Origin of the sequence: Glaciecola siphonariae (genome assembly GCF_042652645.1) — a bacterium.
GTDB classification, from domain to species: Bacteria; Pseudomonadota; Gammaproteobacteria; order Enterobacterales; family Alteromonadaceae; genus Glaciecola; species Glaciecola siphonariae.
On record NZ_JBHSGU010000002.1, the window covers coordinates 1,112,155 to 1,132,402 of the forward strand.

General features: G+C 44.9%; 18 protein-coding genes. 5 read left to right on the top strand and 13 right to left on the bottom strand.

The window, feature by feature from the left end:
• Positions 1–78 precede the first annotated feature (78 nt).
• Positions 79–636: a disulfide bond formation protein DsbB gene (dsbB, locus tag ACFO4O_RS06285; RefSeq protein WP_382406588.1), complete on the top strand. Its 558-nt coding sequence runs from the start codon at positions 79–81 to the stop codon at positions 634–636.
• On the opposite strand, the gene ACFO4O_RS06290 is transcribed toward dsbB, so the two are convergent.
• From ACFO4O_RS06290 to ACFO4O_RS06345, 12 genes are all read right to left on the bottom strand, one after another.
• Positions 608–1,135: a YcgN family cysteine cluster protein gene (locus tag ACFO4O_RS06290; RefSeq protein ID WP_382406590.1), complete on the bottom strand. Its 528-nt coding sequence runs from the start codon at positions 1,133–1,135 to the stop codon at positions 608–610. The two genes, dsbB and ACFO4O_RS06290, sit on opposite strands and share 29 nt — an antisense overlap.
• Complete coding sequence (locus ACFO4O_RS06295) at positions 1,132–2,157, bottom strand: lytic murein transglycosylase (RefSeq protein WP_382406592.1); 1,026 nt, start codon at positions 2,155–2,157, stop codon at positions 1,132–1,134. The genes ACFO4O_RS06290 and ACFO4O_RS06295 overlap by 4 nt, the downstream gene beginning before the upstream one ends.
• Positions 2,158–2,170: 13 nt before the next feature.
• The gene (locus ACFO4O_RS06300; protein ID WP_382406594.1) at positions 2,171–2,467 is read right to left on the bottom strand and encodes a YcgL domain-containing protein; all 297 of its coding nucleotides are present in this window, start codon (positions 2,465–2,467) and stop codon (positions 2,171–2,173) included.
• Positions 2,445–3,656: a ribonuclease D gene (gene rnd, locus ACFO4O_RS06305; protein WP_382406596.1), complete on the bottom strand. Its 1,212-nt coding sequence runs from the start codon at positions 3,654–3,656 to the stop codon at positions 2,445–2,447. The genes ACFO4O_RS06300 and rnd overlap by 23 nt, the downstream gene beginning before the upstream one ends.
• A gap of 5 nt (positions 3,657–3,661) precedes the next feature.
• Positions 3,662–5,314, bottom strand: a complete 1,653-nt coding sequence (fadD, locus tag ACFO4O_RS06310) for a long-chain-fatty-acid--CoA ligase FadD (RefSeq protein WP_382406598.1) — start codon at positions 5,312–5,314, stop codon at positions 3,662–3,664.
• Between the two features lie 146 nt (positions 5,315–5,460).
• Positions 5,461–6,303, bottom strand: a complete 843-nt coding sequence (locus tag ACFO4O_RS06315) for an alpha/beta fold hydrolase (RefSeq protein WP_382406600.1) — start codon at positions 6,301–6,303, stop codon at positions 5,461–5,463.
• A 65-nt stretch (positions 6,304–6,368) separates the two neighbouring features.
• Positions 6,369–7,061, bottom strand: a complete 693-nt coding sequence (locus ACFO4O_RS06320) for a Slp family lipoprotein (RefSeq protein ID WP_382406602.1) — start codon at positions 7,059–7,061, stop codon at positions 6,369–6,371.
• A gap of 86 nt (positions 7,062–7,147) precedes the next feature.
• Complete coding sequence (locus tag ACFO4O_RS06325) at positions 7,148–7,462, bottom strand: hypothetical protein (protein ID WP_382406604.1); 315 nt, start codon at positions 7,460–7,462, stop codon at positions 7,148–7,150.
• A gap of 2 nt (positions 7,463–7,464) precedes the next feature.
• On the bottom strand, positions 7,465–8,175 hold the full coding sequence (gene tsaB, locus ACFO4O_RS06330; RefSeq protein WP_382406606.1) for a tRNA (adenosine(37)-N6)-threonylcarbamoyltransferase complex dimerization subunit type 1 TsaB: 711 nt from the start codon (positions 8,173–8,175) through the stop codon (positions 7,465–7,467).
• A 3-nt stretch (positions 8,176–8,178) separates the two neighbouring features.
• Entirely contained in the window at positions 8,179–10,092 is a 1,914-nt protein-coding gene (locus ACFO4O_RS06335; RefSeq protein WP_382406608.1) for an ATP-dependent DNA helicase, read from the bottom strand.
• A 135-nt stretch (positions 10,093–10,227) separates the two neighbouring features.
• Entirely contained in the window at positions 10,228–11,433 is a 1,206-nt protein-coding gene (locus tag ACFO4O_RS06340; protein WP_382406610.1) for an ABC transporter permease, read from the bottom strand.
• Position 11,434: 1 nt separating this feature from the next.
• Positions 11,435–12,217: an ABC transporter ATP-binding protein gene (locus ACFO4O_RS06345; RefSeq protein ID WP_382406613.1), complete on the bottom strand. Its 783-nt coding sequence runs from the start codon at positions 12,215–12,217 to the stop codon at positions 11,435–11,437.
• 252 nt (positions 12,218–12,469) lie between these two features.
• Here ACFO4O_RS06345 and ACFO4O_RS06350 point away from each other — a divergent pair, with 252 nt between their 5' ends.
• Positions 12,470–13,192, top strand: a complete 723-nt coding sequence (locus tag ACFO4O_RS06350; RefSeq protein ID WP_382406615.1) for a YIP1 family protein — start codon at positions 12,470–12,472, stop codon at positions 13,190–13,192.
• Positions 13,193–13,304: 112 nt separating this feature from the next.
• Positions 13,305–15,446, top strand: coding sequence for a sensor domain-containing diguanylate cyclase (locus tag ACFO4O_RS06355; RefSeq protein ID WP_382406617.1), 2,142 nt, complete (start codon positions 13,305–13,307; stop codon positions 15,444–15,446).
• A gap of 3 nt (positions 15,447–15,449) precedes the next feature.
• On the opposite strand, the gene ACFO4O_RS06360 is transcribed toward ACFO4O_RS06355, so the two are convergent.
• Positions 15,450–16,268: a DUF3025 domain-containing protein gene (locus ACFO4O_RS06360; RefSeq protein WP_382406619.1), complete on the bottom strand. Its 819-nt coding sequence runs from the start codon at positions 16,266–16,268 to the stop codon at positions 15,450–15,452.
• Positions 16,269–16,535: 267 nt separating this feature from the next.
• Between ACFO4O_RS06360 and ACFO4O_RS06365 the strand changes: the two genes are divergently transcribed.
• Complete coding sequence (locus ACFO4O_RS06365; protein WP_382406621.1) at positions 16,536–18,188, top strand: M28 family metallopeptidase; 1,653 nt, start codon at positions 16,536–16,538, stop codon at positions 18,186–18,188.
• Positions 18,189–18,492: 304 nt separating this feature from the next.
• Complete coding sequence (gene asnB / locus ACFO4O_RS06370; RefSeq protein WP_382406623.1) at positions 18,493–20,166, top strand: asparagine synthase B; 1,674 nt, start codon at positions 18,493–18,495, stop codon at positions 20,164–20,166.
• The last annotated feature ends 82 nt before the right edge of the window (positions 20,167–20,248 follow it).

A 20,248-nucleotide genomic window follows, 5' to 3' on the forward strand; every position in this document is an offset into this window, starting at 1 on the left:
AGCTCTGTGCATTTTACAAATAAACATGAATTTATTTAATTTAGGTGGGATTCACGTTAAATTAGGGCGTAATACAACATGACACATGAGAATAATATGCACGCACTGCACACCCTAGCCGCTTGGAGTCAAACAAGAACACCGTGGGCCATTGTGTGTGTCAGTGCGCTAGCGCTTTTGCTGGCAGCCTTGTATTTTCAGCACGTGTTAGGTCATGCTCCTTGCGTGCGCTGCATTTACCAGCGCACGGCGGTAATCGGTATTTTCTTTGCCACCTTGCTGGTGCTCTTATATCCGCACTTTGTCATCCGAGGGATTGCTCTGATCCTTTGGGGCACATCGGCAATATGGGGATTATTTCAGGCACAAGAGCATCTAGAAGTCATATTCCCGGAGACTTTTTTTATACCGCCCTGCCCGTTTTTCCCAGAGTTTCCCGGCTTTATGCCGCTCCACGAATGGTTGCCCATGGTGTTTGACGCACCAGGAAGCTGCAGTGCTAACGAGTGGCAATTTTTAGGCATGGGCATGCCGCAGTGGATGCAGGTTGTTTTCTCTCTGTATATTGCAGGTTGGGTAGTAGCGCTGCTTGCACAAACCGTGTCGGCTAGTCTATCTCTGAAAGCGGCCAAGTAACGATATAATCCTCAAAATCGTCAAGATTAACCTTATCTTCACTTATCACTTTGTTACGCACAGTAATGCCCAACTCGTGCATTTTTGTTTTTTTGCCCTTGTTTAATAAGGGATGCCATGAGGCAAGACCTTCTCCCTTATGCATTCGCCGATAGCTGCATGAAGGCGGCATGAAGTTGATGTCTTTTAAATTATGTTTGTTCAGGCTTACGCAGTCAGGCACCAGCTCTTTGCGCTTCTCGTACGATTTACACGCGCACGTTTTCTCATTTAACTGATAGCAGGTGATGTTGGTGTAAAACACCTCGCCTTGCTGACTGTCTATGGAAGTCACTTCGCCATCTTCAGGCACGCTTTCGCTGTCAACAAACTTGTGCAAACAGCAGCGGCCGCAGCCATCACAAATTGCTTCCCACTGCGCCGTGTTCATATTTTCAAGCGACAGCTCTTCCCAGTATTTTGAGGCGATTAAGGCTTTGCTATACAGCACCCCCTTCATGAGCGCTCACCGAGTTCTTTTGCGATTCGCTCCGATAAATACGCCACCGAAATGCCAAAGTAATAAGAGCGATTCCATCGCATCAGCGTTTCAAAATTGCCGTACACCAAATATACTCTGCCGCCAATGTCATCAGGCAAGATTAAGGAAGCTGGTAGACTCAAAGCCGGTAAGGGTGAACCATCAAATTTAGTCACGCCCATCTTAGACCATTCACGCAAAGACTTTTTACGCACTTTGGTCAGCCCCTCCAGTGAGGGCAACTGCGCAACAGGAAAGTCTTCAGTGAGTTTTACCTGGCGTCCCCATGTTGTTGCATCATTCCAGCCTTCAGCACTTAAAAAGTTAGCGATAGAGGCGAAGACGTCCTCTGGTGTACCCCAAATGTCCTTTCGGCCATCTGCGTTTGCATCCACCGCGTAGCTCAGAAAAGACGAGGGCATAAATTGACTTTGGCCCATTGCACCGGCCCAACTCCCGTTAAAATCAGCTAACGCAATATGGCCTTGCTTAAGGATCTCCAGAGCGGCAAAAAATTGTGATTCAAACAACTCACGCCTGCGTCCCTCGTAGGCCAGAGACACTAAAGATGACATCACAGGATGATTCCCCTGAATGCGACCGAAATTACTCTCATTACCCCAAAGCGCTACAATAAATCTTGCTTGCACGCCATATTGCTTAGCAATGCGCTCCAAAGTATTTTTATGCTGTAGATACTGTTGAACGGCTTGCTCAACCTTCCAATCAGGCACCCGAGTCTGTAAATAGGTATCTAGGGTAAGTTTACGCTCAGGTTGATTACGGTCTGCTTTTACCACCGCCCCTCGTTGCTTCACAGTAGCAAACACCTGTTCTAAAAACTGCTCATCAAAGCCTTTTTGCCGCGCCTGATTTTTTAGCGTTTGGGCATATTGTTCAAAGCTTGTCGCATCAGATGCTTGCGATGCGTGCGCAGCCGTGACAGTCGATGAGGCGACCAATATCAGCCAGCCAAAAAACAGAATGAAATAATAGTGCATAAATAGGTCTCAATTAGTCTCGCTGAAGCTTGCCATCAAGGCCTTGCTGCTCCCTGTGAGCCGCCAACAAGCTTTCTACCTTCGGAGGCATTTGCAGATAAAATCCATCACGTTCAAGGGTTGAGACAAATTTATCTCTGGGAAGTTGCGCTATTGTGATGCGCTTTGCAATCGGTAGAAGCATTACAAATACAGGCGTGCCGAATGCATTTAATAAGGCGTTTGGCACCTTTGAATAGTCACCTTTGTCTTGCACGTATAGATAGGTATCTGCTTTTTTGGACGATTTATAGACTGCGCAAAGTTTCATATTTTCCTTGTTGCTCACTGCCTTTTTCAACAAATAAGGTCTCAAGGTCTCCAATAAAAAGTTCGCGACGCCATCCACTTAACAAGTCAGGCCGTAAACCGTGTAACACCGTTTCATCTAATTCAAACCAGCACCACTTCAACACTTGCGAAATCTGTTTTTTAGACGCAAGCACTGCCGCAGGAATGTCATGCTTAGCGGCCACACGTTCGACAAGTTGCTTTATATCACTGGCGGCTTTTTTCGACAGTGGAAATTCAATGAGTCGCTTGATTTTAGGTACAAATTCGTTCTCATCTATGTGCTTGGCTTTGTGGGTGATGGCAAGAATATCTTGCCCATACAAGCGTACCTGCTTTCCGTATAGGTCATGGATCTGATGAAGCCCAGAGGTGCTCTGTGGGAGCTTCACAGCAATGTCTAACATCGACGCTTCTTTTATCACAAAATTAATCGCAATATCGTTTTTTCTTGCGGTATCCAAACGCCATTTCGCGAGCTGTTTTAATGCATATAAACTGCGCTCCGATAGCTTCCAGTTATTAGATAAGGTCAAATAAGCATACTCTGAGGGAAATTCAACGGTCTTTTTTTCTATCAGTGCCGCAGATTCTGCGAATACGCAGTGCCTTAAACCTTTTTCATCTAGCTCGGCTGCCAACTCATCAAAAGCAGCCATTAGGTAGGTCACGTCTGCAGCCGCATAGTCTAACTGATTAGACGACAGCGGACGAGCCATCCAATCGGTTCGCGATTCCCCTTTGTCTAGCGCTATATCAAAGTAGGTTTCAATCAAATTGGCATAACCGATACTTGCGCCTTTACCCAGCATACTTGCTGCAAACTGCGTATCAAATAAGGGATGTGGTGTAACGCCAAGGTTCGAATGCAAAGCATCGATATCTTCAGAACAAGAGTGCAGTACCTTAACAATATCAGGGTTTTGCAAAATGGCGGTAAACGCCGATAAGTCATTAATGGCCACAGGATCTATTAGCGCTAAATGATGACCATCAAACACTTGCAGTAGCCCTAACTGCGGCTTTAAGGTCCGCGTTCGCACAAATTCTGTATCAAGGGTAATTACCTTGGCTTTGCTAAGTTCCTTACACAAAGCCTCAAGTGCAATTTCGCTGGTAATATAGTCGTATTGTAATTGCGCAAGCTTAGCAATTTGCTGTTCATTCAAGAGGCTTAGTCCCTCAATTCGCGGCGAAGTATCTTACCCACGTTAGATTTTGGTAATTCTTCTTTAAATTCGACTATTTTCGGTACTTTATACCCAGTTAATAAAGACTTGCAGTGCGCAATTACCATTTGTTCGGTAAGGCTTTCATCACTCTTAACAACAAAGAGTTTGACCACCTCTCCGGATACTTCATGGGGAATACCGATGGCAGCGGCTTCTAATATGCCGTCGTGCATTGCAGCGACTTCTTCAATCTCATTTGGGAACACATTAAAACCTGACACCAAAATCATGTCTTTTTTGCGGTCAACAATGTACAGATAACCCTGTTCGTCTGCCTTGGCGATATCGCCGGTTGCAAGCCACTCGTCGTTTAATACCTCGCGGGTTGCTTCCTCTCGATTGAGATAACCCAACATGACCTGCGGACCTTTAACAAACAGTTCGCCGGCTTCACCGATTGGCAATTCTTGACCTTGCTCATCGCATATTTTGATCTCAGTAGAAGGCACAGGCAAGCCAATAGAACCCTTATACTCTGAAGAATTGACAGGATTTACCGACACCACTGGTGAACATTCCGTCAGGCCATATCCCTCTATCAGTACTTTGCCGGTGACCGATTCCCACTTTTGTGCAACAGGGCGTTGAACAGCCATACCGCCACCTAAGCCAAACTTAAAATGTGAATAATCAAGTTCAGCAAATCCGGGGGTGTTCAACAAACCGTTGAATAAAGTGTTTACACCCGTTATGACTGCAAAGGGATAACGGGAAAGCTCTTTGACAAATCCAGGCATATCGCGTGGATTGGTGATTAATAAGTTAGGGCAGCCATATTTGAGGAAGGTCAAACAATTACTGGTAAGCGCAAATATATGGTAAAGCGGAAGTGCCGTTACCACCATATCTTTCCCCGGCACTAATGCCGACTCTAAAATACCGCTTACCTGTTCTAAATTGGCAACCATATTTCTGTGGGTCAGCATAGCCCCTTTTGAAACACCGGTTGTGCCACCCGTGTATTGCAAAAAGGCAATATCACTTCCACTCACGCTCGGTCGTGAGTAATCGTGCTGCTCACCAATAGCAAGCGCTTGAGAAAAAGACGTCGTGTTTTGCAGGCTGTATGAGGGCACCATTTTTTTGATGTACTTAACTGCAAAGTTAACTACCCAGCGCTTTGGAAGGGGCAGTAAATCGCCGAGACTGGTGAGCACGATGTTTTTGACTGGGGTATTTTTTAGTACCTTTTCTAAGGTGCAGGCAAAATTTTCAACAATCAATATCGTACTGACGTTCGCGTCGGTAAGTTGATGCTGTAGCTCTCGTGGTGTATACAATGGATTAACATTCACCACCGTCAAGCCCGCGCGTAATACGCCAAATAAAGCCACCGGGTACTGCAGAAGATTTGGCATCATAATAGCCACCGCATCGCCTTTTTTAAGACCTAGATGCTGTAAATATGAGGCAAACTGCATTGACAGTACGTCTAAATCTTCAAAACTTATTTTATGTCCCAAATTGATAAAAGCGGTCTGATTAGCATATTGGCTAACCGCACTTTCAAATATATCGATTAGGGAAGGAACTCTATCTGGGTTGATCTCAGCGCTTACAGATTCGTCGTACTGATTTATCCAAATTTTTTCCACAAAAAACATCCTACGCTATGGATTGGGTACATATCACCAGACTCAAAATTGAGAATGGTCATACCATTACAAGTTAATAGCTTAATACTAAAGGAGTACAAGGCAAAATGAAACGATAGATTAGTCTACTTGTGTGCGTAAAACACCTAGCAGAGCGACTCTATGCACCGGTTGATGCACGCTGCTACTTCTTCAGGCGAATCTAAATGCACATGATGGCCGCCAGAAAAGGTATAAAATTTAGGTTTTCTTAAAGCGGAAAGGCGATGTTTATAAAGGCGCTTAATCTTAGGAAATCCGCGGTCTGCAAGTAAAATGTGATAGGGACATTGTATATGCTGCAAAATGTCCAAGGCTTGATTAGGCGTGAATCTAAGTGCTGATTTGGTGCGCAGGCGTTTGTCGGTTCGCCAGCGCAATTGACCCTCTTTATATTCGGTATTCCGAGATAATATAAGTTCGCAATCTTGCTCTGTCATGTCGCTTACGCGCATGCGAGCGGCGATAATTTGAGCCATCGATTCAGGATGACGGACAGGTTTGTCAGCCGCCATACGGCTGAGCATACTCGCTCTTAATTGCTCCGTGCTGGTAAATTCATGTTCAGTTAAGGGGCCAAGACTTTCAATGGATATGACCTGCGAGACGTAATCTGGAAAGGTAGCGGCGTAAATACTGCAGATAATACCGCCTAAAGAATGCCCTACTAAAGTAACGCTATCCCATCCACTCTCAACAATTAGCTTGTGCACATCAAACACATAGTCGGTCAGGTGGTAGTGCGCGTCTTCGCTTCTGTGAGAAGAATGCCCGTGCCCGGGCAGGTCTATTGCGATGCAGTGGGCGTTTTTAATGAGCGGTAAAAGCTTTGAAAAGCTGGCGGCGTTATCCAGATACCCGTGTATAAAAAGCACTTTTTGTGAGTACTCGGCGCCGCACTCAAGTGCACTGATGGTGCCTTTTACCAGACTCTTTTCGTTGACGGACATCAAATTATCATCGCTCTAGATACCGCTGCTGTGATGCCTCTCTAACTAACATAGTCGGTGTTTATTTAACGAACTTGCGCCGCAGGCTCTGGTCGACGAGGCCTTGGCTCTGAAATATTAGGAGGATTAGTGCGCGTTTTAGTATCAACTCTGTTGACTGAACCGCCTTGAGAATGGCCGTTGTACTTACTTACGCGCAATCGTGAGCGATAATAGTTTGGACGCCATGGATTATGCCATGCACTCCAACCTCTATTGTAAAAAGGCGATGCATAAAAGAAAGGCTGATACCCTACATTTCTAACTTCAATATCGGTGCTTTGCTTCCACATATGATAGCCCGCCGCATTGAGCGTGGGATAAGTGTAATTTTGCTCGCCAATAATGCCCACCTCAGGCGCACTTACATTACCCACTATGGTGATAAGTCGGTCTTTTTCGAATACAAGCGGGTCAACAAAGCCTGGCACAATGGCTTTAAAGCGCCCTTCACTTTGCTGATCTGTTTTTGGTTTGCCGTTATGGCCTTCAGGAAAGTAAATAACCTCTATTTCAGACACGTCTTTTTTGTTTTGCACGCTTACAATACGTCCACCCCAACGTGCCTTCTCGCCTTGCGCACTTAACGCATCATCGCTGTTTATGACCTTATCAAAACTCATTAAGGGTGTATTGTCTGCAATTTGAATGGGCTCTGGCACCATAGAACAAGCGCTTAAAGTCGCTAGAGCAGCTAGTATGGCAAAATATTTTTTCATAGGGAGCCTCAGCATACATTTGAAAGGATAGTGGAAGTAAGACAGCATTTGTAAATGCAAAGTTCAAACATTCATTGCAATACAATTTAGGCGTATAAATCTACACCCATTAGTTCGCTAAGCGCTTCGCGCTTCAACGATAACTCGACTGATTCGTAAGCCTGTAGGTTTTTCTGCACTTTTGCAGAAACGTCGCTGTAACTGTTTGCCCGCGCAAAAATAGCTTCAGCGTCTGCCATCGTTTGATTAGAGCCAGTTTTGATCACCTGCTCTGAAATTTTACTCGCCGGCGTTTGCGACCCAGATGCATCGTTGTTTTGCGAAGGTGAGCGCGGCTTTCGGGTCGCATTGAGCTCATCGTTCACATACAAGCTTTGTTTGATTGTTGAAACGCTTTCCATCTTTATTCCCTGTTAGGAAGTTTCTTCCAGGTTACCTTATCGCGAAGGTATACCGGTTGTATCTGCTCAACGCTGACTTTAACCCCGTTTGCAAACTGCCACTTGGCCAGCGCTAGCATATATCTCGCATTCGGGTAGTTTACCGCTAATTTATGTGATTGCAATTGCAAGGCAAGCTCTTGCTGATAAGCATGAAACCCTGTGCCAACAAAACTTTCCTCTACAATGTTCGTGTCATTGTCTGTGTAAGCGCTCAATACTGAAAGCAATGCAGACGGCAAAAGCACAGCTTCTTCGCCTGTGCATTGGGCAACGCCAGCTTCGTTAATGAAGAATTCGCCGCAATAGACTTCACTCATGCGAGCGTCTATCAATGCAAGTGTCTTTTCGACCTTGTACACCTCAAAGTTTTCTTGTGCCATCGCCGCAAGCGTGGACACTTCAATTACCGGAAGGTCGCACCCAAGTGCCAAACCTTGCACGGTGCTTGAAGCGATACGCACACCCGTAAAACTGCCGGGCCCGCGTCCATAGGCAATAGCATCAAGCTCAGACACTTTGACCTTATGACGCGTCAGTATTTCGTCAATCATGGGTAAAATACGCTGGCTCTGCTGCTGAGGACAAACGTCAAAAATACCATCACAGACATCATCGAGCATGAGCGCAGCGCTGCAGGCTTCTGTGGCGGTATCAATACACAGTATTTTCATTACTTATTCAATCTCTTGTAAAAACGAAACAACCTTGTCTAGGTCTCGCGTTCGCTGCATGGCAGGCAAAGAGCCAACGAATGTTTGGCCGTATTGCTTGGTCAACAATCGGTTATCGCAAATGACTAAAACGCCTCTATCATCGCTGTCGCGTATTAAGCGTCCTGCCCCCTGCTTTAACGTAATCACTGCTTGCGGTATCTGTATACTTGCAAAAGCATTGCCACCTTTGTTCTTGCAGTCTTTTATGCGCGCCTGCAATAAAGGATCATCGGGTGATGCGAAGGGCAGTTTATCAATCAACACACATAAAAGCGCATCACCTTTTACATCAATGCCTTCCCAGAATGAGCCCGTTGCAAATAAGGGAGTTTGTGTTTGCGATTTAAAGGCCGCCAACAAGCTGCTTTTGCTACTTTCCCCCTGCACCAGTATGTCTTTATATTGGCGCTCGCGCACCTGACGGGCCACTTCACGCATCATGTAATGACTGGTGAATAAAATAAACGCCCTGCCTTTACTCGCATCAATCAGCCGCATGGAAATATCCACTAGATGAGAGGCAATGCTGCGCTCATGAGGTTCGGGCAAATAACGCGGCACACACAACATGGCCTGATTGGGATAATCAAAAGGGCTTTCCATTTCAATGACGCGCGCATCTTGTAAGCCCATTTGCGCTTGATAATGTTCAAACGAAGCATTTACCGTTAAGGTGGCTGACGTAAACACCCAAGAGGCTTCACTTTGTTTAACAATAGCCGAAAAACGCTTGGCTATGCTCAAGGGCGTAATATGCAGAACAATATGACGACGGGTCGTCTCATACCAATAGCTCACATCAGGCGTTTTTGTGTCCATCAATCGGTGAAAGGTCTCTGTCATTGCAAGCAGCTTTTCGGCATACTGATCAATATCTTTGTCTCTACTAGCATGCACTTGCAGTACCGCTAGCAACTGCTTTAACTGCTGATGAATTTGCTCCAGCAACGGCATCAGATTCTTTTGCGAGATAGCCTCGTCCCAATCACCCCGTTTTGGGTCAATATCAAATTCCATTCGCAGGTCTGCAATCAACTGACGCGTCTTTTCGCCCACTAAATGAATTTGGTCAGCATCTTTTAGCGAGACTCGCTGTTGCTTACTCAAATCAGACAAGACATCGTCTAATTGACGACTTGAAATAGCCTCGCCAAAATACTCACTAGCAATGTCGGGTATTAAGTGAGCTTCGTCAAAAACAATCAAATCGACCTCAGGAATAAGCTCACCAAAACCACTTTCTTTTAAAGCCAAATCAGCAAAAAACAAATGATGATTGACCACAATAAGGTCAGCTTCCATAGCCTTTTTACGCGCTTTCATTAAATAGCAATCTTGGTAATCTGAGCAGTCTTTTCCCAGACAATTATCTACAGTAGAAGTTACCAAAGGAATAACTTTGGCATTATCGGGCAGCGACGAGACTTCAGCTATGTCTCCGGTATGTGTAGTCGTGCTCCATTTTTTAATAATGCTGTATTCGTTGAGCGTTTCTTTTTCCAGACGGATGTACTCGGCACCGTTCAGTTTCAAGCGATGCAAGCATAGATAGTTTGAACGCCCCTTCAAAAGCGCTGCGTCTTGGGTTTTATCAATTGCATTTTTGATGAGCGGCAAATCTCGCGTGTAGAGCTGCTCTTGTAGGTTTTTTGTACCCGTTGAAATAATCACCTTTTTCTTTGATAACAAAGCAGGAACTAAGTAAGCGAAGGTTTTTCCGGTCCCGGTGCCCGCCTCTGCTATTAGAGTGGCTTGAGATGCGATAGCGTCGCCAATTGCGTTTGACAGGTCTACCTGAGCTTGGCGAACCTTATACCCTTGAATAATCGACGATAAAGCGCCGTGTTCGTCAAAAAATTCGTTAATAGTAGTCATTCATTCCTAACTTTACTTACCTAATAAAAAACATCTAACTAAAAATATCTAACGTAAAATACCTGACCAAAAATAAAAACGCAGCCACATCGAAGGGCTGCGCGTATTTAGTTAGACTGCATTCTACAGTCAGTCTTATCTGAATAAGACCTTTTCTTGTTTAAACCAGTAAACGCAAAAACCGATTAATGCACCTGCGATGATGACCGAAGAACCAAAAATTGCGAACAGCTGGACATAATCCATCGTGCCTTTAATCAGCTCTTTTATCGCCAGCGCCACGTTTGTTAACGGCACCCAAGCCCATGCACCTTTTAGCTCTATGCCCGGAAGTGCTGCAAGTATCACCGGTACGATGACAACAAACACCAGCGGTGTCATATAGCCCTGCGCTTCCTTATAGGAGCGTGCGTAAATAGACAGTGAGAGTAAAATGGCTGCAAACATAGAGACAATGGGCACCAGCATCAAAAAGACCAGCATCAAATCAACGATGCCAATTGATGCCATAAACTCTGTCACAAAGTCTATGGCCATACCTTGACTCAACACAATTCCCCAAATAGCCATACTTAACACCGTTACCAATGCTGACACTGCGCCCGCCGTAGAAATGGTCAAAAACTTGCCCATCACAATGTCGGTTCGACTCACCGGCGATAATAGCAAAGTCTCTAAGGTACCGCGTTCTTTTTCACCGGCGCCAATGTCTGCAGCGGGAAGCATTGCACCTTGTAAACACAGCAAAAATAGAATGTAGGGGATCATACCGCCTATCATCGCACCCACTGACTCACGTTTATCAGCTACATTAACCTTTTCAATCACCATTGGGTCGAGCAAGGTTACTTGTTGGTCTTCATTCATACCCAAGCGTGCAAATGCTTCACGTTGAAAGGTCGTTTCAACCTCATCAATAATATCACTTAAGCGGTCTTGCACAGAGTTTAGCTCTGAATCGTTCAGGTAAATTTTAAAGATAATTTGTCCGCTTGTTTCAATATCCGCACTGTAGTTGTCAGGGATTTGGATAATAAAATCGAGCGTGCCTTCTTTAATAGCAGCTTTCATTTGCTCTTCGGTCACCACATCGGATGGTAGTGCCTCAAGCGCCAGATTTTCTACCGTTTTAAATTGCGTCACAAGGTCAGGCGCATACTGCTCCCCCACAATGGCATAGCTTAGGGTTTTAGTTTGAGCGTCCGACACTGCTTGAGAGGCAAAATACATTGCACCACCAAACAAAAGCGGAAACACGACAATAGGAAGGGCAACCATGAAAAACAGCGTTTTGCGGTCACGCAGTAATTCCAACATTTCTTTTTTAAATATCAACCACATCTTATTTAACTCCCTGTTTTAAGCTGGCCATAAACGATGCATGAAGCCCGTCTCCAGATAGCGCCTTAAACTGCTCTAGAGAACCATCAAAGGTTGTTTCACCGTGGTCGATTACGGTAACTGAATCACACAGTTCGGTGACTTCTTCTAAATGATGCGTTGAAAATATCACCGGTATCATTTGGCTTTTTAAGTCGCGGATAAAATCAATGACAGTTTTTGCCGCCATAATGTCGAGACCCGTAGTAGGTTCGTCTAGCACAACAACATCGGGAGAGTGCACAACCGCACGCGCAATCGATGTTTTTTGCTTCATCCCTGTAGAAAACGTTTCACAGCGCCTATCAAGAAATGACAGCATGTCGAGCGTTTCGCCCAACATCTGAATACGCGCATCAATGTCTTCTTCGCTCATGCCGTTCAAGCGACCAAAATAGGCAATATTTTCACGCCCTGTTAGTCGTCCATATAGTCCTGTTGAACCCGACAAAAAACCAATCTTTTTACGTGCCGACACCGGATCGTTAACTACGTCCGTGTCGCCAATCATAATGCTGCCCGCATCTGGATGAAGCGCGGTAGACAAAAGCCTCAGTGTAGTCGTTTTACCCGCGCCATTAGGTCCTAATAAACCCAACACTTGCCCTTTTTCGCAGCGTAAGCTTACATCTTTAACAGAGTGAAAAAAACGACCGGCTAAGCGCGGGTCTTTTTTATCTTGTTCGCTCAGTTTTTTGGGATTTTCTACTTTGAATTTTTTAGCTAAGCCTGAAATTTCTATCATATCGGTCTCTCTTCCTTGCGATTGTTAAAGCTTAAGCTATTGATGCATGATTATCGAATGATTTTAACTGCCCTTAGAACGTATTTTGTTTCAAAACGTGACAAATTCAAGCGCAACACGATAAAACTGGTCAAACGGTCAGTATTGAGAAATCACTAAAATCAATTCATACTTAATATCACTGCAGAGCTTGGGTTATTTGTTTACTCACTGCAGACATTGAGGTCTTAATTAAATAAGGAGCAGTATTTCATGCAAGAAAATAACCCTCAGCAAGTCAGTAATCCTATTCAAGCGGCAAGCGAAATTTTTTATAAGCCTACCGCCGTATTCGACGCCATTGCAGTAAAAGACAATTGGTCTTGGATACCTTTTATTCTGGTCACTGTTTTGTCTATTGTGCCCACCTATTTATATTTTAACTTGGTCGATTTTCAGTGGTACACCAATATGATTGCGACCGCTCAAATGCCGGATGCCAGCCCTGCTGAAACCGAAGCGTTTGCCAATGCGATGGAGCTTGGTTCAACGCAAATGATCTCGGTCATTGGTTTGGCAATTGGCCTGCCGATTATTATGGCAATTTTGGCTGGATATTATACCTTGTGGACTCGTAACGACGAAAAAAGCATACACGGCTTTACTGATTGGTACGGCGCGATGTGGTGGATAGCCATGCCGGCAATCATAAACGCTTTAGCCTCGTGTATATACTTGACCTTGCAAGCGCCTGGCTCAGAGATAAGTCAAGCGGGCCTCGCTCCTTTATCACTGGCATTTTTGGCGGGTATCGATATGGAGTCAACCTGGTTCGGACTCACCAGCTCGCTGCGAATAGACAGTATTTGGACAATTCTATTGGGCGCATTGTGTTTAAAATCATGGACAAATTTCAGTTTTAACAAGTCTTTGTTTGTGTCCGCCCTTCCCAGTGTTTTAATTTACACCGTGACCGCACTTTTTGCCTTAGGTTGATAAGCACAGCCAGCGTCACCGGCCTTATAGGGAATTAACCAAGCCTGCTCAATTGAGCAGGCTTTTTTGTGCGAAAACCTAAACATAAAAAAACAACTGCCGAAAACATGATATGAATCTAATTCAAATCGTGAACAAGCATGTGAACAGGCATAAAAACGACGCCCTTGTGTGTGCGCTGCTCAGCGTGTGCGCGATACTGATTAACACCTATACCTCTATTTCTATTTATGGCAGCATCAGTATATATGTCGGTAGTATATTTGCGCTGATTGCTCTGCTCACACTTCCGCTTAGATTCAGTCTTATTGTACTGATATGTAGCCTGAGTTCATTTGCGCTTCAGCTTGGTTCGATGTCTTTTGTGGTCATACAGGCAATGGAATTTGCCGTTGTTTGGGTCCTCAGCCGATTCCTGTTTAACTTTTTACTGGCTGTTTTTCTGTTCTGGTTAATACTTGGCTTTCCCAGCGTATTTGGCATTCTTCATTCACTAGCCGGTATGAGCTTTGACACGGCGCTGTTTACCGCTATCACAATAGGTTTAAACGGTTTTGTATGCGGTATTATCGCTATGTTGATCTATTGGCTTTTACCCATTGATAGTCCATTCAAGCGCTTTAACCCTCCACCGCCAAAGTTTGCAAATGTGGTATTTGAACTGTGCATTGTGAGTGTGATTCTCCCTACTATTTTGGTTACCTTGGTGTTTACATGGCGCTCTACCGATGAAACCGAAACCTTAATTAGTAATCAACTTGCCAGCAGCAATGTGCAGTTGGAGAATGCATTAACCAACCGTATGAGTCATAGTTTGGAGTCGGTTAGCGCTGCTGCACAGGGGATTGCGGCACAAAATGATTCGCAGCTTGCTAGTTTGATGCTGCACGCGATTGCAACAGCAAACCGAGACATCGAAGCTATGTTGGTAACAGACAGCAACGCAGTTGTTACCATGGTAGCTCCCGAGAAATATTCAAAAGATTTTGTATACAGTCCCGATTTTAACTTAAGCACAAGAGCATACTTTTACGACACACAAAAAAATCGCCAACCCCAAGTTTCTCAGGTGCTAGAAACATTAGATAGCGCAGACATTGAGATTGTTGCCGTCACCGCTCCCATTGTCAAAAACAATACTTTTGAAGGAATTGTTCAAGCCTCTATTTTTGCTGACCAACTTATTGACGCTAACGTCAATCTGTCTATTGAAAATAGCGGCATTCAAATTATTATTACTGACGTGTCTGATGCCATCATCTACGCCACGCATGAACTTCAAATAAACGGAGACAAGCGCTTTGAAGTTGAGCGGACCGGACACCCGTTTTTGCGCTATTCTCCGGTGATGAAGGTTAATAACGAGCCTTTCATTTACCATGCAAGCAGCAATGAATTTGGATGGAACATTTATACCGTCGCCCCTCCCAATATGGTGTTTGCGAGTATCGTAAACTACTTTTTGTTTATTGGTTTGACTCTGCTGGGGAGTTTGATCTTGATAGCTCTTTTAGCCAATCGCTTATCGAACAAAATAACAGCCCCATTGGTGAACCTTGAAAAATACATTGCCGATAAAATTGGTCCTGACTCGCTCGGCCCACAGGCACAAATTAGTCGAGAAATGGCTAACGTGACGAGTAATTTCGTGAAGGCGCACGAACTTTCATTGACCTTTCAAGCTCAGTTGAAACAACAAGTATCAGTGAAAACAAAAGAGCTCAAAAAACTAAATAAACAGCTTGAGCTCAGTTCTCAACAAGACGCGCTCACGGGCATATACAACCGCGGCGCATTTGACCAACTCGCCATGAACTCATTTAAAACATGTGTTCGTAATCAACTTCCTTTCACCATGGTGCTGCTGGATATTGATTACTTTAAAAAAGTAAACGATACCTACGGTCACATCGCAGGCGACAAATGTATCATTTCAGTTGCGCAAAGCTTAAAAGAACGTTGTAAGCGTGGCACTGATATAGTTGCGCGCTATGGTGGCGAAGAATACATCGTGCTAATGACCGGAAGTGATTTTGATAGTCATCTTAAGTTTATAGAGTCTATTCATGCTGCCATTGCAGAAAAACCTATTGATATAGGCGAAAAAACTGTGAACTTAACCGTGAGCATTGGTGTGGTAAGCGTAAGCAAAGATTTTACCTTAAGCTTTGATAAAATTGTGCAGTTAGCAGACGAACAGCTTTATAAAAGCAAAGGCGCTGGGCGAAACACCGTTAGCGCAATCGATATTTAGGCACTATTTGCGTTTATCACACGTGCCGCGCTGGGATGGATGGGGCATAAAGTAGTTTTGGTCACGATAAAACGCTGAGGTCTGCTCTTCAAAATGCCAACCAGGAATACCCAACAGCGGCAAGGGCATTAAATGCCCTTTTTCTGAAAAAATCTTATCTTTTTTGAGTTGCGCAACAAGGGCCTCATCAATTAAGGCAGTCTTCTCAAGGGATTCAGACTCTGAGGCATATTTATGCGTCAATAGCGAACAGGCTACTTCAAGCAAAGATTCACTGTTGATCACCATCGCTTTGGCGGTAAGTCCAATAAACGGTTTGCACAACATTTCTAAATTTGCATGACCAAAATGCAAAGGAACAATCCCGTGTTTCGGTCGGAACCAATGCTCTCGCTTATCTACATACACATCTTGCCAATCATGGCCTTTCAGCGACGCTTTCAAATCAGGTAGGTCAGTCACTAGCACAATGCCGCACTCGTCAAAATGCGTAACTCTGTCGCGCAGCGGACTGCGTTTTTTGAGCGAGTTGCCTTGAATTTCATGCCAGTGTAGCTGATTTAAATATGCCTTTGTTTTCGGATACTGCAGCCACACTAGGCCGTTGAAGTAGTCGTGTAAATTAGACGAGCGCGTGGGAATGCATTTATCTTGAAAAATTATCTCCTCGTAGTACCGCTGCTCCTTATCAAGCTTATTCTCATCAACCTTATAGGCACTGTCTTGACACACGAATGTGTAGGCCAGATTGTTGCCGGTATTGGGCTTTGCATTCGCTGGATTTGGCCGTTGTTCAGCAGACACCGCCCTGATTTGGCGCAAATGTTGTAGTACATCTGCATTGAGCAACGATGCATCGATAGATGGCTTATCGATACAGGCGGTGTATTGAGCTGTTTGCTCGATTAGATGGGCAAACTGAGCAAAAGCTGACGCATTGGCCTGTGAGGATATTCTTGAACGAATGAGGAATTACCTTATACTTTAGGAGGTGACGACAGGTAACTTACCTCCCGCACGCTTTAGTTATGATATTAGCGTTATGATAAAAACTAAGGCGTTTGATAACAACAATATAATGGACCTTTCATGAAAAACTTAACAACAGCCAAGGCATTGGCCCTAGGCGCATGCATTGCATTAGGCGCTTGCAGCGAACCGAGCCAAATAGACGAAGCGCAAAGCCAAGATGCCAAAGAAAATTTTAAAGAAGTCTACACCAGCATTTCGACCCAGCGCATTACAAACGACATAAAAACCCTTGCCTCAGATGAGTTTGAAGGCCGCCTTCCTACCACCGAGGGGGAAAAAAAGACGCTTGAATTTTTAACGACCGAATTAAGCGAAGCGGGCTTTATGCCAGGTAACGATGGCAGCTTTTTACAAGCCGTGGACTTAGTGCAAATTACAGCAAACGATGACATGACATTGCGCATGGGCAGTAACGAATTTGCCTATAAAGAGAATATGGTTGTGGGTTCGAAGCGTGAAGTTGACACCATAGACTTAAGCGATTCTGAAGTTGTCTTTTTAGGTTACGGCGTAAATGCCCCTGAGTATGATTGGAACGACTATAGCCAAGTAGACGTAAAAGGTAAAACCGTGATTGTGCTGGTGAATGACCCAGGTTATGCCGCGCCCGATTCAGGAAAATTTCAAGGTTCTACCATGACCTATTATGGACGTTGGAGTTACAAATATGAGGAAGCGAGCCGTCAAGGCGCTGATGCCGTTTTTATAGTGCATGAAACCGCACCGGCGTCATACGGATGGTCGGTTGTGGCAAATAGTTGGAGTGGACCTCAATACGGCCTATTGAGCCCCGATCAGGGCGAAAGCCGTGTTAAAATCGAGGGCTGGCTATCAAGAGAAGCCGCGCTTGCTGTATTTGCTGAAGCTGGCCTTGATTTTGACGCTGAAAAACAAAAAGCGCTGGAAGGTCCATATGCAAAAGCGCTTGATTTAACCGCGTCAGTTACAGTTAAAAACAGCATTGAAACCTCCAAAAGCTATAACGTTTTTGCCACATTGCCCGGCAGCGAGCGTCCAGACGAGCACATTATTTATACCGCACATTGGGATCATTTAGGGAAAGACGAAAGTAAAGATGGCGACCAGATATACAACGGTGCACATGACAACGCCACTGGCACCGCTGCGATACTCGAAATGGCAAGGGCCTTTGCAAGCTTAGAAACGCCTCCAAAACGCTCGATTAGCATGCTTATTGTAACGGCAGAAGAGCAAGGTTTACTCGGCTCAAAATACTATGCCGAGAACCCCGTAATAGCGCTCGATAAGACCGTTGCCAACATCAATATGGATGCGATGAACGTATTAGGCAAAACTCGCGACGTATCGGTAGTTGGCATGGGCAAATCGGAGCTTGAAAACTACCTACGAGAAGCCGCTGCTAATCAAGGCAGAGTGCTGACTCAAGAAGACCGACCTGAAGCCGGATATTATTACCGTTCAGACCATTTTAGCTTTGCAACGTTAGGTGTACCCGCCCTTTATGCTAAAGGCGGTAATCAGCCTATTGATGATGAGACAGCGCAGTACCGTAAACGCATGAATGTGATCGTAACGGGTTGCTACCACCAAGTCTGTGATCAATACCGAGACAATTGGGACTTAGGCGGCATTACTGAAGATACGCAGTTGCTATTTGAGGTAGGCTTTGACGTTGCCAATGCCGATTCGTGGCCCGCTTGGAATCCAAGCAGTGAGTTCCAGCGTTAATAAAATGTAAACATTTAAGGTTAAAAAAGGCGGATTCTTCTCGAATCCGCCTTTTTTTTATAAAACTCTAGCTTCCTCGCAATTAATACTTGCAATTCATAATGAGCATGGCACATTCGTGTCGTGTGTAGCGATATTTTGACGGCAATCATTGCACAAATGTTCACGTTAATTGCTGCTTATTTCAGCAGGTGCACACTACAACAATAAAAATAATATGGATTGTCAACACCCCCTGGGCTGCAAACTTCCGACAGAACACAAGAGCATCACTTTTACTAGTTGAACAGAGGCGACCCTATTTATGTGTGGTATTTTCGGTATCTTAGATATCAAATCTGACGTAACAGACTTGCGCACCAAAGCGCTTGAACTGTCTAAATTATTGCGTCACAGAGGACCTGATTGGTCTGGAATTTGGCACGATGAACGCGCCATTTTATGTCATGAGCGCTTGGCAATTGTCGACGTCGACACGGGCGCACAGCCGCTGATAAGCGACAATGGCAATCAAATCTTAGCTGTAAACGGCGAAATTTATAATCATAAAGAACTGCAAAGCGCCCATGCAAAAGACTATCACTTTGCCACTCGCTCTGACTGCGAGGTCATTTTGCCTCTTTATCAAAAACATGGCGTCAATTCTATTGACCAGCTACAGGGCATGTTCGCCTTTATACTTTATGATAAAGCAAGCGGCGATTATTTAGTTGCGCGTGACCATATTGGCATCATTCCGCTTTATACCGGTTTTGATGAGTTCGGTAATTTCTATGTGGCCTCTGAGATGAAGGCCCTCGTACCCATTTGTAAAACTGTTCAAGAGTTTCCGCCGGGGCACTATATGCTCAATGGTAAATTGGTCAAGTATTACCAGCGCGATTGGATGGACTACGAGCAAGTTAAAAATAATGAAACCAATCTTGAAGACCTAAAACACGCCTTTGAAAAAGCGGTAAAATCGCACCTAATGTCTGACGTACCTTATGCAGTTCTGCTCTCGGGCGGACTAGACTCTTCTCTTGTGTCTGCCGTTGCGGCGCGCTACGTAGCAAAACGCGTTGAAGATGAAGATAAAAGTGATGCGTGGTGGCCTCGACTGCACAGTTTTGCTGTGGGACTTGAAGGCGCACCTGACTTGCTCGCCGCGCGCAAAGTCGCCGACATGATAGGTACCGTGCACCACGAAATTCATTTCACAATTCAAGAAGGTTTAGATGCTATTCGGGATGTGATTTATCATCTAGAAACCTTCGACACGACGACTATTCGCGCCGCTACGCCCATGTATTTAATGACGCGTAAAATTAAAGCGATGGGAATAAAAATGGTGCTTTCGGGTGAAGGCTCTGACGAGATATTCGGTGGCTATTTATATTTCCACAAAGCACCGAACGCCAAAGAGCTTCACGAAGAAACCGTGCGTAAGCTCGACCGCCTGCACATGTTTGACTGCGCTCGGGCAAACAAGGCTACCTCAGCTTGGGGTGTAGAGGCTCGGGTTCCGTTTTTAGATAAGAACTTTATGGACGTTGCTATGCGCTTAAATCCGCAGGATAAGATGTGCGTAGATGGACGCATGGAAAAATGGATTCTGCGCAAAGCCTTTGACGATGAGTCCTATCTGCCAGCAGAAGTGCTCTGGCGACAAAAGGAACAATTCGGTGACGGCGTAGGTTACTCATGGATTGATTCAATTCGTGAATATGTCGACACTCAGGTTACCGACCAACAGCTGGCTACCGCTGAATATCGCTTCCCGATAAATACGCCAGATACTAAGGAAGGGTATTTTTACCGCACCGTATTTGAAGACTTCTTCCCTCAAGAAACCGCAGCAAAGTGCGTACCGGGCGGAAAATCAATCGCTTGCAGCACGGTAGAAGCCCTCGAGTGGGATGCATCATTCAAAGAAATGGCTGACCCTTCTGGCCGTTCGATGAAATCTGTACACAGCGGTGAATTCAAAGGAAGTTAGACTGAAGCCTTGAACAAGGCCATCGATAGCTTTTTTATGTAATCAAACGCATGAACGCAAAAAAACGCAGCTCGCTGCGTTT